We start from the raw sequence: 14,873 nt of genomic DNA, 5'->3' as shown, positions 1-14,873 counted from the left end.
ACCAATTACTTGTTATTAACCAACTTGCATCGTGACAATGAAAGTGGTTGTGTTGCTTCGGCAGCTGGAATCACCGCCTTGACGTTGTAATAATCCCATGGGCTAGTAGATTCAGATGGCTTCTTCACCTCTAGCAAATACATATCATGCTCGAACTTACCATCAGCACGGATTTTTCCTTTGAACAAACCATCATCAATATTGGTAGATCTCAAAGCCTTCATTACTGCTTGAGTGTCGTCAGTGCCCGCTTTTTGAACTGCAGCTAAGTAAGCAAGAACTGATGAGTAAACACCGGCCTGAACGCTAGTCGGCATACGCTTATGTTGCAAAATAAAACGTTTGGCGAATGCACGCGTCTTTTCATCTTTATCCCAATAGAAACCTTCGGTTAAATACATGCCTTGAGCTGCATTCAAACCCAAAGAGTGAACATCAGAAATAAACATCAACAAAGGAACGACTGTTTGTTTTTTATTAATACCGAACTCTGAGGCCTGCTTTACAGAATTAATTGTGTCTTGACCTGCGTTTGCCAAGGCAACAACATCAGCACCACTAGCTTGAGCCTTCAATAAGTATGAAGAAAAATCGCTATTCGGGAATGGGTGCTTACTGGTTCCCAACACCTTGCCGCCATTAGCATTAACAACGTTAGTTGAGTCTTTCTCCAAAGCCGCTCCGAAAGCGTAGTCAGCAGTAAGGAAATACCAGTTCTTTTTACCCTGCTTAACAACAGCCTTTGCTGTGCCATTTGAAAGCGCATAAGTGTCATAGGTCCAGTGCACGTTATTAGCAGTACACTTTTCATTGGTGATTGGCAAAGAAGCGGCGCCAGATACTAGGGTAATCTTATTCTTTTGTTCCGCCACCTCCATTACGGCGAGTGCGACGTTGGTAGACACCAATTCAACAATCACATCGACGCCATCTTTGTCATACCACTCACGTGCTTTGTTTGCGGCGATATCTGCTTTGTTTTGATGGTCGGCACTCAACAGCTCAATCTTTTTACCAATAACCGTGCCATCTTTTGAAAAGTCAGCAATCGCCATTTTTGCAGCAATCACAGCACCCGGACCAGCCAAATCAGAATACGTTGAAGAGAGATCAGTTAAAACACCAATCTTGATTACGTCACCACTCACTTTAGATGTTTGCGCGAATGCTGGGTTTGAACCAAAAAAGGTTGCCGCCACCAGACACGCAGTAATTTGCTTTAACTTCATTTATGTCTCCTATAAATAACCACTAAACACCAAGATACTCATTTAATAAGCTTGCTTTTTCTGCAAGCTCATTTTGATTAACAACCTCAACTACATTGCCATGCTCAACCACGTAATGCCGATCAGCCAAGGGTGCGGCAAAGCGGAAGTTTTGCTCCACCAACACAATAGTGAAGCCCTTGTTGCGTAAGCTGGTAACCACCTCACCCAACTTTTGAACGATCACTGGTGCTAAGCCTTCGGTAATCTCATCTAACAATAGGAGTTTTGCGCCCGTCCTCAGAATGCGTGCCATTGCGAGCATTTGCTGTTCGCCACCCGATAGTCTTGTACCGGGGCTATTGCGTCGCTCGTACAAATTGGGGAACATTTCATAAATCTCATCCAAGCCCATGCCGCCAGATGCAATTTCTGGCAAGAGCAGTAAATTCTCCTCAGCACTCAAACTAGCAAAAATGCCGCGCTCTTCCGGGCAGAAACCGACACCTAAGCGAGCAATTTTGTAGGTTGGCATCGCAATAGTTTGGCTGCCATAAATTTCTACTGAGCCCGTTCTTTTACTGGTTAAGCCTAAGATGGTTTTTAAGATAGTGCTGCGACCAGCACCATTGCGACCCAAAAGGGTAACCACCTCACCATCACGAACAGCAAAATTCACGCCATGAAGAATGTGAGACTCCCCATACCAAGACTCGAGGTTTTTAACCTCCAATGCCATTGTGCTCATGTGCCATCACCCCCGTGGCTACCCATGTAAGCCTCAACCACCAAGGGGTTGCTGGAAACCTCTTGATAGGAGCCTTCAGCCAATACCGAACCTCGCTGCAATACTGTGATGCGGTCAGCTATAGAGGAAACCACCTTCATATTGTGCTCAACCATCAAAATGGTGCGGCCTTTGGCAACCCGATCAATTAGCTCGGTAACGCGCTCAACATCCTCGTGCCCCATGCCCTGTGTTGGCTCATCCAACAACATTAATTCGGGCTCCATTGCCATAGTGGTGGCAATTTCTAAGGCTCTTTTGCGACCGTATGCCAGGTTTAAGGTTTCCTCGTGAGCAAAGTCTGCTAAGCCCACCTCACACAAAAGTTGTTCAGCACGCTCATTGAGAACGCTTAGCGAGCTTCCAGACTTCCAAAAATGAAATTCGGTGGCCAATCCTCGCTGCAGTGCAACACGAACGTTCTCTAAAACAGTTAGGTGTGGAAAAACTGCCGAAATTTGAAATGAACGGACTACGCCGCGCCGCGCGATTTGGGCTGGTCGCTCTTTGGTGATATCAAAGCCATTAAATAAAATCTGGCCGCACGAGGGCTCCAAAAACTTTGTTAGAAGGTTAAAGCAAGTTGTTTTGCCGGCGCCATTTGGGCCAATAAGGGCGTGAATAGTCCCCCGAGCAACATCTAAATTGACATCACTTACCGCAGAAAAACCCTTGAATGTCTTTCCAAGGCCAATTGTTTTTAATATTGTTTCTTGCAAACTCAAATCCTTATACCCATCTATAGGCAAGAGTTTGAGAATACCCTAAGAGGTGATTTACTAATATAGCGATAACCCTAAAAACGTTGAGGACGTAATGATTAATTCGCCTGGGTAATGTTTAAAAATTTTTGGATTGCCAACCTTGCCGCTTCATCCAAAACATCCATGGAAGCCCTTTGAGCTCCCTGAACAATCATAAGAGCATATGGTTTTGCAAGGGCGGCGGCCTCTGGACACAAGTGAAGTTCCTCGCCAACTGCGGGCGATTGGCTGCGCCAATAATTAATAGCAGCCTCTAAATCCTGAATAGAAATAAACAGCATGTTGAAAAAATAATTTACTTCTTATCGAGAGACAGCATTGTGCCTCGACATTTTTTAGCGCCGCAACGGCACTCATAATCCTTTTTCATTTGCTTGGTTAGACGACCATCAACTCCGAGGGAGTAGTCGTAGAAAAGCTCCTCACCCACCCTAAGGTCTCTTTTGGCGTAGATAAATACGCGGGGCTCACCACCAAAACTTTCCTCTTGGGTTTCGCAAACTGGCTTGCAAGAATGGTTGATCCAGCGCGCAGCATTTCCACCATACTTCGCATCAATACAGCGACCATCTTCTAGGGAAAAGTAAAAAGTATGATTCGGGTCTTTGGGGTCATGTGGGTGGCGCTTCTCAGCCAACTTCCAACTAATACGCTCACCCTTGTATTCAATGATGGCGTCACCCTTTTTAATTGGCTTCGCAACAAAAACACCTTTTCCATGAATAGGTGAGGACTTAACAACAATACGCGAACGATCAATTTTTGGAGCTACTAATTTCTTTTTACTCATTTAAATCAAACATCCAAATTGCGCGCAATTAAGGCATTTTTTTCAATAAAGGCGCGGCGCGGCTCTACCTCATCACCCATTAGTGTGGTGAAGACTTGATCTGCAGTAATTGCGTCTTCAATTTTGACTTGGAGTAGGGTGCGTGATCCTGCATCCATTGTGGTTTCCCATAGTTGGGAAGGATTCATCTCACCAAGACCCTTATAGCGCTGACGACTGAGAACGCGCTCGGCCTCAGAAAGCAGCCATGCAAAAGCGGCCCTAAAGTTTTGGATTGCCTGTTCCTTTTGGTTTTTGTCTGGGTCTCCACGACGCACTTTCGAGCCAGGCAGCACCTTGCCAGATAAAACCGCCGCCGCATTGGCGAGGCTTTGATAGTCATCACCATGAACAAAATCAGAGTTGATTGCCGACAACCTCAGGTTGCCATGAATACGGCGAGACAACAGTAATTTGTAGCGATCTGTGCGCTCTTCTTTTTGAACAATAATTTCAGGTGGAAGCGCTAAGGGATTTAAAGCGTCCGCGAGCGCTACACGCAAGCGCTCAGCAGATTCCTGGGCTGACTTTTCTGTATCTAGGTTTAGTTGTGTGCCAGAGGCAATCGCGCGCAAAGCATCTTCATCAATGGTGCGCGATAGACGATCAACAATGGACTGAATCACTTGATAGTGTTTAGCCAACTCACCCAAGGCGGCGCCCTCAATAATTTCACCTGTGGGGGTTTGCAGTGATGCTGACTCAAGAGCAATCTTTAAAAGCAATTGATTGAGTTCGGCGTCATCCTTAATGTATTGCTCATTTTTTCCAAACTTCACTTTATATAAAGGTGGTTGGGCAATATAGATGTGGCCACGCTCAATTAACTCTGGCATCTGTCTATAAAAGAAAGTGAGTAAAAGTGTCCGTATGTGACTACCGTCTACGTCCGCGTCGGTCATGATGATGATGCGATGGTAGCGAAGCTTATCCGCCTTATATTCTTCAGCGCCAATGCCAGTTCCAAGGACGGTAATTAAAGTAACCACCTCTTGGCTTGCCAGCATCTTGTCAAAACGCGCCTTCTCCACATTTAGAATTTTTCCCTTCAATGGAAGAATGGCCTGGAAACGGCGATCTCTGCCCTGCTTTGCAGAGCCACCCGCGGAGTCTCCCTCGACAATAAATAACTCAGATTTGGTGGGATCCTTTTCTTGGCAGTCCGCCAATTTTCCAGGTAGTCCCAGACCATCCAAAACACCTTTGCGGCGAGTCATGTCGCGAGCCTTGCGGGCTGCCTCACGTGCACGCGCAGCATCCACTATTTTTCCACACAAAATTTTGGCGTCAGCTGGGCGTTCCTGTAGATAGGCACTTAAGGCTTCTGCAACAATCTCCTCTACTGGGCCGCGAACCTCACTAGAAACTAGCTTATCTTTTGTTTGGCTTGAAAATTTTGGCTCTGGAACTTTGACAGATAAAACGCAGGCAAGGCCTTCGCGCATATCATCGCCAGAAATTTCTACCTTGGCTTTTTTGGCAACTTCATGCTCATCGATATATTTGTTGATCACACGGGTCATTGCTGCACGCAATCCCGTCAAATGGGTTCCACCATCGCGCTGAGGAATATTGTTAGTGAAACATAAAACTTGCTCGCTAAAACTATCATTCCACTGCATTGATACTTCAGCGGTAATGTTGCCACCTAAGTCTGATGGACGAATACCTTCAGCGTAAAAAATATTAGGATGTAAAACATTTTTTGTTTGATTGATGTATTCAACAAAACCTTTAACACCACCGGAAAAGGCAAAATCTTCTTCTTGGCCAGAACGCTGATCAATTAATTTAATGTGAACACCATTATTTAAAAACGAGAGTTCACGAATGCGTTTAACAAGAATTTCGTAGTGAAACTCAATGTTTCCAAAAATAGTTTCATCAGCCAAGAAGTGAACTTCTGTGCCAGATAAGGTTGTGTCGCCGGTAATAGTGATTGGCGATGTAGCAACACCATTTTCTTCTTGAATGTTGCGGTTCTGAATGACACCACGCGCAAACTCCATGTAATGCGCTTTACCATCTCGACGAATGGTAAGTTTCAGCCATTTAGAGAGCGCGTTTACGCAGCTAACTCCCACACCATGTAAGCCACCAGAAACCTTATAACTGTTTTGATCAAACTTACCGCCAGCATGTAGCTCTGTCATTACAATCTCAGCCGCACTTCTCTTTGGCTCATGCTTGTCGTCATATTTAATTCCGGTTGGTACACCGCGACCGTTATCAACGATGGAAATAGAGTTGTCAGTTTGAATAACAACGGTAATTTCAGAGCAATAACCTGCAAGCGCTTCATCAATTGAGTTATCTAAAACCTCAAAAACTAAGTGATGTAACCCCGTACCATCGGAGGTATCTCCAATGTACATTCCCGGACGTTTACGAACAGCCTCAAGACCCTCTAAGATTTGAATTGATGATGCACCGTACTGCTCTACTACTTTTTTTTCTTCAGTCATTTTTTTCTAAATTAAATACGCATTGGCATCACAACATACTTGAAATCTTCAGAACCAGGTAAAGTAATCACCGCACTACTATTAGCATCACCTAAGCTAATTTGAATTTTTTCATTTTTTAGATTTGACAAGACATCTAATAAATAACTTACGTTGAAGCCAATCTCAACAACATCACCACTGTATTCGGTTTCAATCTCTTCTTGCGCCTCTTCTTGTTCAGCATTAGTTGATTGAACTGTAATTCGATTTGGTGACAAAGAAAAACGTACGCCCTTAAATTTATCAGTTGTCAAGATTGCTGCGCGCTGAAGTGCAGATTGCAGAACATCACGCCCAACCACTAGTGAGTTTTTGTGGCCTTTAGGAATTACCCGTTGAAAATCAGGAAATTTACCTTCCACCAATTTTGAGATTAATTCGATATCGCCGAAGGTAAATTTCACTTGATTAGATGTGAGACTCATCTCCAACATTTCATCCGAATCCTCAAGTAGATGTTGGCACTCTAGAATAGTTTTACGAGGAATAATAATTTCCTGCCTTTGCCCAGAGCCCACCGGAGCCTCAGCCAACTCAACTTGAGAATAAGCTAAACGATGGCCATCAGTAGCCACAGCAATTACCTGCTTACCCTCAACAACCAATAACATTCCATTTAGGTAATACCGAATATCCTGTTGCGCCATAGCGAAATGAACTTGGCTAACCAATTGGCGAAAACTCTTTTGAGCCATTCTCCAACTCGCAGTTACCTCACCAACACTTTGCATTACCGGGAACTCTGTTGCAGATAAGGTCTGTAAAGAAAAACGGCTTTTGCCGCTCTGTACGACCATCTTGTTATCTTTAAGGTTTAGCGCCACCGGTCCCTCAGGGAGTGCACGCAAAATATCAAGTAATTTTCTTGCTGCAACGGTGGTGGTGACATCCTCAGCACCTACACCAAAACTTGCATTCGTAGTGATTTGGATTTCTATATCTGTTGATATAAAAGAAATTTTGTCACCCTGTTTTTTAAACAACAGATTTGCCAAAATAGGCAGAGTGTGTCGACGTTCAACAATGCCACTAACAACCTGAAGTGGTTTTAATAAACTATCCCTTGAAGTGTTTACGAGTTGCATTGCTTTTAATTCCTTGTATATATCTTATTAGTAGTAGTAATAAGGCTTGTTATTTCGGTGGATAAGTCAAAAACTATATATAAAACAACCCACTAAAACCCAAAAAACCTGTGGAAAACTTTTGTATAAACCGTGCATAAATCTTGGATAACTTTTTATCAACACCCTATTTTTGCATGAAGCGCCATCTTTCCACAATTTATCCACACACAATCCCCAAACTTATCCATTGAACTATCCACAACCTTATCCACAGGCAAAAAACCTAAGACTTTAAGGTTTGCTCGATAACATGGATTTCGTGGTTAAGTTGCCCGTCGTGGGAGCGCTCTTCTCCAATCTTCCGAACGGCGTGCAGAACGGTTGTGTGGTCCCGCCCCCCAAATAATTCACCAATTTCCGGCAGACTTTTCTGTGTTAACTCTTTTGCCATAAACATGGCAATTTGCCGGGGGCGAGCAATATTTGCGGGGCGCTTCTTGGAATACATGTCGGCAACTTTAATGCTGTAAAAATCAGCCACTGCCTTTTGTATATTGTCGACAGAAATTTGTCGATTTTGTATGGATAAGAGGTCCTTTAATGCCACGCGGGCCACCTCAATCGTGACCTCTTTACCGTGGAAACGAACAAACGCCAAAATTTTTCTTAAAGCCCCCTCTAACTCTCGTACGTTAGATCTAAGGTGTTTGGCCACAAAGAAGGCAACATCCTCACTCATGGGGATACCTTCGCTCAAAGCCTTCTTCATTAAAATAGCAACTCGCATCTCTAGCTCTGGCGGCTCAATTGCTACAGTTAACCCTGAATCAAAGCGGGAAATAAGGCGGTCATCAATCCCAGCCATTTCCTTCGGGTAGGTATCGCTTGTAATAATGACTTGAGCTTTATTGCTTAAAAGCGCCTCAAAGGCGTAAAAAAACTCTTCTTGAGTTCTCGATTTACCACTAAAAAATTGAATATCGTCAATCAACAGCAAATCAAGTGAGTGGTAGTAGCGTTTAAAGCGATCAAAAGCCTTTTGCTGATACGCCCTAACCACATCAGAGACATATTGTTCAGCATGAATGTAACGAATCCGAGCGCCAGGCTTTTCTTTCAAAAGGTGATTCCCAATGGCATGAATAAGGTGGGTTTTACCTAGACCCACCCCACCATACAAAAACATGGGGTTATATGAGGTGCCGGGATTGTGGGCGACTTGGATCGACGCAGCCCTAGCCAATTGGTTTGCCTTGCCCGTTACAAAAGTATCAAAGGTAAGGTTGGGGTTCAATTTAGAGTGATCCTCAATCTCAAAGGCCTGCTCTTCTGTGGAGTTGTTGTCTGTAGCCGCAACAAACTCTTGCTGCCCAGGCGGCTCCTGGGTTGTGGCGACCCCCACCGTCTGGGCACCCAAACCTTCCACACTCAGCACAAAACTGAGGTTGATTGGATGACCAAAATACTGATCTGCCAACTCTTGGAGGCGGTCAGAGAATGTTTTCTTAATCCAGTCAAGCTTAAATCTATTTGGGGCTCCAACGATGAGTGATTGCTCACTTTCATCAAAAGAAACCAAGCTCAGGGGCTGGATCCAAGTTTTGAATTGTTGGGGGGAAAGCTCGCGAGCAAGCGCGCCAAGCGCGCCGTCCCAAAACCCCAGTGGGCTAGGTGAGTTCAAAGTAATCGGATTCTGTAGATGGCTCATATTTTTGGAGGATTCATTGTAGCGATCCCATAAAGTTATCCACAAGCTGGAAAAGCGTGGAAAACCTGTGGATAACTTGTGAATAACACAAAAACACCCATATAAATTAAGGGTTTATCAAAATATCACCAAATAAATAGAGAAAAATACCTATATATTCTTCTTCAGCGGTTGACCTTTTGCCGAGCAACAAGGAAAATACTGGGTTTTGCAGGATGAATCATGAAAAGAACATACCAACCCTCAGTAACACGTCGTAAACGTACCCACGGATTTCGTATTCGTATGAAAACCAAGAGTGGACGTGCGGTATTAAATGCCCGCCGTGCTAAAGGCCGCAAACGCCTCGCCGTTTAATTTAGCAGTTGAATAGCGCCAGGATTTCTGAGTTATTAAAAACACGCCCCAAGACAAGTTTGTGTTGGGGTTTGTATTTGGCATCTCCAAATCAGGGGGCAAAACCAGATTTGGGGATTGCGGTAGCTAAAAAACTGGCTAAACGTGCAGTAGATCGCAACCGATTAAAACGCATGATCCGTGAGTTGGTTAGGGGTGCTCAAACTACACACCTTAGCCGTGATGTTGTGGTGAAGCTAAAAAAACCAATTGGTCGCGAAACGCGCGGTAGACTCCGAGACAAAGAAAAAGAAGATCTGCGACTCCAAATTGCAGGACTAATTTAAAGTGTGCCTACTTAACAAACTGGCCATTAAGGCTGTAAGACTCTATCAAATAGCCTTGAGTCCTTTTGTCGGCATGCACTGTAAATTCATACCCTCATGCTCACAATATGCCTGCGACTGCTTTACTAATTATGGATTTTTAAAAAGCTTTAGGCTAACAGTGTGGCGCATATTGCGTTGCAATCCATGGTCACAAGGCGGACACGACCCTGCAGTAAAACCAACATCTCATCATTATTAAGTGAATCCAAATGGACTTTAAAAAAACAATTCTTTGGGCGGTCTTCTCCATGTCGGGCCTCTTGTTGTACAACAATTGGCAAGTTCATGAGGGTAAGCCTTCGATGTTTGGTGGTCCTATAGCAAGTGCACCAACCCCTACTGATAAGCCTGCAACCACAAGCAAGGCCGATGTTCCAGCCCAACTGTCGAGCACACCAGCCATAGTAACAACACCAACCATTAATAGTGACGCAATGGCGGGCGCGGAAAAGTTCACACTACAGAATGATGTTCTTGAGTTGAAAATTAGCGCAAGCGGCGCAAACGTCGTAGATGCAAAGTTACTCAAATCTTTTACACCAGAAAACAAATCTGTCGAGTTGTTCCAGTACACACCTACACACAAATACTTTGCGCGCTCCGGCTTGATTTCTTTAAATAGTGACCTTCCAAATCACACCAGCACATTTAAGCTGGTTCAGTCTGGAAAAGATGAATCAGGTCGTCCATTTATTGTTTTCGTCAGCGAGCGCAATGGCGTTAAGCTTGAAAAAACCTTCATCCTTAACCGGGGAAGCTACGTTGTGGATGTTGGACATCGCATTACACAGGCCGGCAACAACCCCAACCCGCTTGTTCTATACACCGAGATTGTGCGTGATGCTTCTCAGGAACAAAAAATTGGCCCCTTTGATGGCGCCTTTTCAGCAACTACATTTACTGGGCCGGCAGCCTACACAGATAAAGAAAAGTTTAATAAGCTCGAATTCACGGCAATTGATAAGAACAAAATCACCATCCCCACTCAGGTGGCTGCAGGTGAGCCAGCATGGATTGCAATGGTTCAGCACTATTTTGCAAGCGCATGGATTCCAAGTGATAAGGCGGTACGCGATATTTACGCCAATAAAATTGACAACAATCTGTACCGAATTGGTATGCAAACCCCTCTAGGGGTGGTCCCCGCAGGCACTACGGTTGTAGAAAAAGCCAAACTATTTGTTGGCCCACAAGAAGAGCGTGTACTTGAAACAATCGCACCAGGTTTTGAGTTGCTTAAAGACTATGGCTACCTAACCATTTTAGCGAAACCCATTTTTTGGCTCTTGGACAACATTCATTCGTATGTTGGTAATTGGGGATGGTCAATTATTTTATTGACCATCTTAATTAAGCTGGTGTTCTTCCCCCTTTCAGCGGCAAGCTATAAATCTATGGCGCGCATGAAAGAGGTGCAGCCTCGCCTAGTCGCAATGAAAGAGCAATTCAAGGGCGAGCCACAAAAAATGAATCAGGCCATGATGGAGATGTATCGTAAAGAAAAGATCAATCCCTTGGGTGGTTGTTTGCCCGTGGTGATTCAGATCCCAGTATTTATTGCCTTGTATTGGGTGTTATTGTCATCCGTCGAGTTGCGTGGCGCCCCCTGGATTTTGTGGGTTCACGACCTTTCATTACCAGACACATCCATTAGTGATTTGATTGGCTTAAGTTCAATTCCAATTGGAATTTTGCCAATCATCATGGCAGCTTCTATGTTTGTACAAACCAAACTTAACCCAACACCACCAGACCCAATTCAGGCGAAGGTAATGATGTATATGCCCCTAGTATTCTCGGTTATGTTCTTCTTCTTCCCTGCGGGCTTGGTCTTGTATTGGGTGGTAAACAATCTACTGTCGATCGCTCAGCAATGGCAGATAAATCAGATGTTTGGAAAGAAGCTGGTTAAATAAATTTTTTTAGCAGCTAAAAAATAAATAAAGAGTGCACGCAATGATGACAAGAAAGCTGCCCATCATTGCGCTTGCCACTGCGCCGGGCAAAGCCGGCGTCGGCGTCATTCGTATTAGTGGGCCTCAGCTTTTGCCTATAGCTACTGCTTTATTTAATAAGACGCTTACACCACGTCAAGCCAGCTTACTCACACTTCGAGATGCGCAAGGTGAATTGATTGATCAACTTCTTGCTATTTATTTTGCAGCCCCAGCCTCTTTTACTGGTGAGGATGTTCTAGAGTTGCAGTGTCATGGTGGACCACAACTCTTAGAGCTGGTCATGAAGCGATGTCTTGAACTAGGAAAAGATCAAGGCCTAGTAATTGCTGAGCCTGGCGAATTTTCTTTAAGAGCCTACCTGAACAACAAAATCGATTTAGCTCAAGCCGAGGCGATTGCAGATTTAATTGATGCTCAAAGTGCAGCGGCGGTACGTGGCGCAGCACGCTCTCTGCAAGGAGTTTTCTCAAATGACATCAACGGCCTAATTGAAGAGATCACCCAACTACGCATTTTGGTGGAGTCCACTCTAGATTTTCCCGAGGAAGAGATTGAGTTCTTAGAGAATGCCCAAGCTCGTGAACGCCTGAGGGCTGTAATGCAAAAGCTATATGCGCTAAGGGAAGGGGCTAAACAGGGCAAGATTTTGCGAGACGGCATCCAGCTAGTTTTAGCTGGTGCACCTAATGTTGGGAAAAGCTCTCTTCTAAATCGCTTGGCTGGTGAGGAGGTCGCTATTGTTACACCTATTGCCGGAACCACAAGAGATCGCGTCAAGGAGAGTATTACCATCGGCGGCGTTCCTATGCACATCATTGATACCGCAGGCTTACGCGAGACCAGCGACCTAGTTGAGGCAAAGGGCATCGAAAGATCATGGGAGGCTATTGCGGCGGCGGACCTAGTTATTTTTCTACAAGACCCAAGCTCTTCAGAAACAAGCACTACCGCTGAAATTGTGGAGCTAAAAGGCCAAATATTGAAAGCACTCTCCCCAAAGTGCCCCGTGCTGGAGGTCAACAACAAATCGGATTTATTGATAAGCCCTACCCCTGAGCAAGGTGAAAAACAATCCATGTTCATTTCAGCCAAGACGGGCCAAGGTATCGAGGCCTTGAAGCAAAAAATCTTAGAGCTGGTTGGCTGGGGCGGCTCTCAAGAGGGTGTAATTGTGGCGCGCAGGCGGCACTTAGACTGCTTAGATAGGGCTGCCACCCACTTAGAGCAATCTCAACAATTTGCCGCTAATGGCAATATATCGCTGGAGTTATTTGCGGAAGAGCTCCGTTTGGCACAAGATCAGCTCGGACAAATTACCGGGAAACTGCTCCCAGACGATCTTTTGGGCAAGATATTTAGCCAATTTTGTATTGGTAAATAAAGGATTCGCTCTTGGTGGGCTTGCTCATAAAAAAGACACCCAAAATGTTAAAATAGTGCGATCAAAAATAATACATTTCATAGGATTCACATGACCATCAACACCAATGCACCTGAATACGTAAAAAACCATAAATTAATTCAATGGGTTGCCGATGTAGCTGCCTTAACCAAGCCAGACAAAATTCGCTGGTGTGATGGCTCCCAGGCTGAATATGATGAATTTTGTGAGCTGTTGGTAAGCGCGGGCGTGTTCAAGCGCCTTAATCCCGCTAAGCGCAAAAATGCTTTCTTAGCACTTTCAGATCCTGATGACGTAGCTCGCGTAGAAGACCGCACCTTTATCTGCTCTGCAAATAAAGAGGATGCAGGCCCAACCAATAACTGGGTGGAGCCAAGCGAAATGCGTGCCACCCTCCAGCCATTATTCGATGGTTGCATGCGCGGCAGAACAATGTATGTAGTGCCATTCTCTATGGGCCCAATTGGATCCCCAATTGCGCACATTGGTGTTGAGCTTTCCGATAGCCCATACGTTGCTATCAATATGCGCTTAATGACCCGTATGGGCAAGCCGGTCATTGATCAACTTGGCGCTACCGGCGAATTTGTTCCTTGTATTCACACTGTTGGTAAGCCATTGGCTGCTGGCGAGAAAGATGTCGCTTGGCCTAACAATAAAACCAAGTACATCGTGCACTATCCTGAAACTCGCGAAATTTGGTCTTTCGGATCTGGTTATGGTGGCAACGCTTTGTTGGGTAAAAAATGTTTCGCATTGCGTATCGCATCTAATATGGGTCGTGACCAGGGTTGGCTGGCTGAGCACATGTTGATCTTGGGTGTGACATCACCCGAGGGTAAGAAGTATCACATTGCTGCAGCATTCCCATCAGCCTGCGGAAAAACCAATTTCTCCATGATGATTCCTCCAAAGGGATTTGAGGGTTGGAAAGTTACCACTGTTGGTGACGATATTGCATGGATCAAGCCGCGCAAAGATTCCGTTACGGGCAAGACACGTTTGTTTGCGATCAACCCAGAGTCAGGTTACTTCGGAGTTGCTCCAGGAACAAATCGTCAAACCAATCCAAACTGTCTCGATTCATTAAACCAAGACGTGATCTTCACTAACGTCGGTTTAACTGATGATGGTGATGTTTGGTGGGAGGGTTTGACTGATACACCTCCAGCACACTTAATTGATTGGCAAGGAAAAGACTGGACCCCTGCTGATGGTGCAGCTGGCCGTAAAGCTGCACACCCAAATTCACGCTTTACTGTAGCTGCCACAAACAACCCTGCGGTTGATCCTAATTGGGATAACCCCGAAGGCGTAGCAATTGATGCGTTTTTGTTTGGCGGTCGTCGCTCAAACACAGTCCCATTAGTGAGCGAAGCGCGTGACTGGGTCGAGGGCGTTTATATGGCCGCCACAATGGGCTCTGAGACCACCGCGGCAATTACTGGCCAAGTAGGTGTTGTACGTCGTGATCCATTTGCCATGATTGCATTTGCTGGTTACAACATGAGTGACTACTTCCAACATTGGTTGAATATCGGTAGCAAGCTTGCTGCAGAGGGCGCTGTATTGCCAAAGATCTATTGCGTAAATTGGTTCCGTAAAGATGAAAACGGTAAATTTGTCTGGCCTGGTTTTGGCGAGAACATGCGCGTACTTTCTTGGATCTTGGGCCGCGCTGAAGGCACAGCTAAAGGCAAAGAAACTGTATTTGGTATTTGCCCAGAGCATGCTGATATACATTGGAGCGGACTCGATTACTCGGCAGACAAGTTTGAAAAAGCCATTACTGTTGCTGTTGATGACTGGAAAAATGAGCTCAAACTTCATTCAGAGCTATTTGCGCATTTAGGTGAGCGTTTGCCCAAGGAGTTAATTGAGGCGCGCAGCAAAATCGAGAAGCGCTTAAACGCCTAGG

Annotated in this window: 14 protein-coding genes; 6 read left to right on the top strand and 8 right to left on the bottom strand. The window is 45.0% G+C overall.

Annotation, left to right across the window (positions count from 1 at the left end):
* Positions 1-5: 5 nt before the first annotated feature.
* The 8 genes from ICN27_RS00175 to dnaA all read right to left on the bottom strand — a co-directional run bounded on the left by ICN27_RS00175 (position 6) and on the right by dnaA (position 8,870).
* Positions 6-1,229: an ABC transporter substrate-binding protein gene (locus ICN27_RS00175; RefSeq protein WP_216268551.1), complete on the bottom strand. Its 1,224-nt coding sequence runs from the start codon at positions 1,227-1,229 to the stop codon at positions 6-8.
* Between the two features lie 22 nt (positions 1,230-1,251).
* Positions 1,252-1,956 carry an ABC transporter ATP-binding protein gene (locus ICN27_RS00170; RefSeq protein ID WP_215308661.1) on the bottom strand — a complete coding sequence of 235 codons (705 nt, stop codon included), beginning with the start codon at positions 1,954-1,956 and terminating at the stop codon, positions 1,252-1,254.
* Positions 1,953-2,720, bottom strand: a complete 768-nt coding sequence (locus ICN27_RS00165) for an ABC transporter ATP-binding protein (protein WP_216268550.1) — start codon at positions 2,718-2,720, stop codon at positions 1,953-1,955. The genes ICN27_RS00170 and ICN27_RS00165 overlap by 4 nt, the downstream gene beginning before the upstream one ends.
* Before the next feature lie 95 nt (positions 2,721-2,815).
* Entirely contained in the window at positions 2,816-3,040 is a 225-nt protein-coding gene (locus ICN27_RS00160) for a DUF3717 domain-containing protein (RefSeq protein ID WP_216268549.1), read from the bottom strand.
* A gap of 14 nt (positions 3,041-3,054) precedes the next feature.
* Complete coding sequence (locus tag ICN27_RS00155) at positions 3,055-3,549, bottom strand: SET domain-containing protein (protein WP_216268548.1); 495 nt, start codon at positions 3,547-3,549, stop codon at positions 3,055-3,057.
* A gap of 5 nt (positions 3,550-3,554) precedes the next feature.
* Positions 3,555-6,053, bottom strand: a complete 2,499-nt coding sequence (gene gyrB, locus ICN27_RS00150) for a DNA topoisomerase (ATP-hydrolyzing) subunit B (RefSeq protein WP_216268547.1) — start codon at positions 6,051-6,053, stop codon at positions 3,555-3,557.
* A gap of 11 nt (positions 6,054-6,064) precedes the next feature.
* Positions 6,065-7,180 carry a DNA polymerase III subunit beta gene (dnaN, locus tag ICN27_RS00145; protein WP_216268546.1) on the bottom strand — a complete coding sequence of 372 codons (1,116 nt, stop codon included), beginning with the start codon at positions 7,178-7,180 and terminating at the stop codon, positions 6,065-6,067.
* A 265-nt stretch (positions 7,181-7,445) separates the two neighbouring features.
* Positions 7,446-8,870 carry a chromosomal replication initiator protein DnaA gene (gene dnaA / locus ICN27_RS00140; RefSeq protein ID WP_216268545.1) on the bottom strand — a complete coding sequence of 475 codons (1,425 nt, stop codon included), beginning with the start codon at positions 8,868-8,870 and terminating at the stop codon, positions 7,446-7,448.
* A 222-nt stretch (positions 8,871-9,092) separates the two neighbouring features.
* On the opposite strand from dnaA, the gene rpmH reads away from it, so the two are divergent.
* The 6 genes from rpmH to ICN27_RS00110 all read left to right on the top strand — a co-directional run bounded on the left by rpmH (position 9,093) and on the right by ICN27_RS00110 (position 14,872).
* Entirely contained in the window at positions 9,093-9,227 is a 135-nt protein-coding gene (gene rpmH, locus ICN27_RS00135) for a 50S ribosomal protein L34 (RefSeq protein WP_011903922.1), read from the top strand.
* A gap of 77 nt (positions 9,228-9,304) precedes the next feature.
* On the top strand, positions 9,305-9,553 hold the full coding sequence (gene rnpA / locus ICN27_RS00130; protein ID WP_255534905.1) for a ribonuclease P protein component: 249 nt from the start codon (positions 9,305-9,307) through the stop codon (positions 9,551-9,553).
* A gap of 1 nt (position 9,554) precedes the next feature.
* Entirely contained in the window at positions 9,555-9,794 is a 240-nt protein-coding gene (yidD, locus tag ICN27_RS00125) for a membrane protein insertion efficiency factor YidD (protein ID WP_216268543.1), read from the top strand.
* Between the two features lie 10 nt (positions 9,795-9,804).
* A complete protein-coding gene (yidC, locus tag ICN27_RS00120) occupies positions 9,805-11,511 on the top strand; it encodes a membrane protein insertase YidC (RefSeq protein WP_216268542.1) in 1,707 nt (568 codons plus the stop codon).
* 43 nt (positions 11,512-11,554) lie between these two features.
* Positions 11,555-12,934 carry a tRNA uridine-5-carboxymethylaminomethyl(34) synthesis GTPase MnmE gene (mnmE, locus tag ICN27_RS00115; RefSeq protein WP_216269206.1) on the top strand — a complete coding sequence of 460 codons (1,380 nt, stop codon included), beginning with the start codon at positions 11,555-11,557 and terminating at the stop codon, positions 12,932-12,934.
* A gap of 90 nt (positions 12,935-13,024) precedes the next feature.
* The gene (locus ICN27_RS00110; RefSeq protein WP_216268541.1) at positions 13,025-14,872 is read left to right on the top strand and encodes a phosphoenolpyruvate carboxykinase (GTP); all 1,848 of its coding nucleotides are present in this window, start codon (positions 13,025-13,027) and stop codon (positions 14,870-14,872) included.
* Position 14,873: the final 1 nt, after the last annotated feature.

Origin of the sequence: Polynucleobacter sp. Nonnen-W13 (assembly GCF_018881735.1) — a bacterium.
Lineage (GTDB): Bacteria > Pseudomonadota > Gammaproteobacteria > Burkholderiales > Burkholderiaceae > Polynucleobacter.
This window is presented reverse-complemented; position numbering and strand designations above follow the sequence as displayed.

Bases quoted from the DNA above. Each gene is read 5' to 3' on its own strand.
- ICN27_RS00110 (WP_216268541.1), top strand. From the start codon at position 13,025: ATGACCATCAACACCAATGCACCTGAATACGTAAAAAACCATAAATTA.
- dnaA (WP_216268545.1), bottom strand. From the start codon at position 8,870: ATGAGCCATCTACAGAATCCGATTACTTTGAACTCACCTAGCCCACTG.
- rpmH (WP_011903922.1), top strand. From the start codon at position 9,093: ATGAAAAGAACATACCAACCCTCAGTAACACGTCGTAAACGTACCCAC.
- dnaN (WP_216268546.1), bottom strand. From the start codon at position 7,180: ATGCAACTCGTAAACACTTCAAGGGATAGTTTATTAAAACCACTTCAG.
- gyrB (WP_216268547.1), bottom strand. From the start codon at position 6,053: ATGACTGAAGAAAAAAAAGTAGTAGAGCAGTACGGTGCATCATCAATT.
- ICN27_RS00155 (WP_216268548.1), bottom strand. From the start codon at position 3,549: ATGAGTAAAAAGAAATTAGTAGCTCCAAAAATTGATCGTTCGCGTATT.
- ICN27_RS00175 (WP_216268551.1), bottom strand. From the start codon at position 1,229: ATGAAGTTAAAGCAAATTACTGCGTGTCTGGTGGCGGCAACCTTTTTT.
- yidC (WP_216268542.1), top strand. From the start codon at position 9,805: ATGGACTTTAAAAAAACAATTCTTTGGGCGGTCTTCTCCATGTCGGGC.
- mnmE (WP_216269206.1), top strand. From the start codon at position 11,555: ATGACAAGAAAGCTGCCCATCATTGCGCTTGCCACTGCGCCGGGCAAA.
- ICN27_RS00170 (WP_215308661.1), bottom strand. From the start codon at position 1,956: ATGAGCACAATGGCATTGGAGGTTAAAAACCTCGAGTCTTGGTATGGG.
- ICN27_RS00160 (WP_216268549.1), bottom strand. From the start codon at position 3,040: ATGCTGTTTATTTCTATTCAGGATTTAGAGGCTGCTATTAATTATTGG.